The organism is Stenotrophomonas sp. 01N47 (genome assembly GCF_056399165.1).
In genome coordinates this window covers 1-375 of record NZ_JBFTQU010000101.1, presented here as the reverse complement: position 1 = coordinate 375, position 375 = coordinate 1, and the positions used below count along the sequence as shown (strand labels likewise).

General features: G+C 76.0%; 1 protein-coding gene. It reads right to left on the bottom strand.

Features of this window, described 5'->3' with window-relative positions; all coding sequences use genetic code 11:
• A partial coding sequence (locus tag AC1DKR_RS21405; RefSeq protein WP_478035222.1) for a hypothetical protein occupies positions 1–375 on the bottom strand: 375 nt, incomplete at both ends.

Below are 375 nucleotides of genomic sequence, written 5' to 3'. Positions count from 1 at the left end.
GTGGTCAGCCGCGCCGTCGCCAGGTGGCTGGCCGGCAGGGTCGCCAGCGCGCCGCCCTCGCCCACCGCGCCCTCGGCCGCCTTGGCCTGCGACAGGTCGAAGACCAGGCCCGCCGCGCCGATCTTGGCGTCGGGAACCGGCGGCAGGTCCAGGATGTCGGCGCGCGCGGCCTCGATGCGCTGGGCGAGGTCGGACCGGGACAGCAGGGCGGCGAACCAGGCCTCGCGCTCGGGCTGCTTCTTGGCCGCCTTCAGCGCCGTCTCTTCCTCGGCCGTCAGGCTCACCTTGGTGTAGCCGCGGGCGCGCATGCAGCGCTCGTAGCCGGCGCGGCGGGCCTTGGCCTCTTCCAGGCCGGCCAGGAAGCCGGTGGCCAGG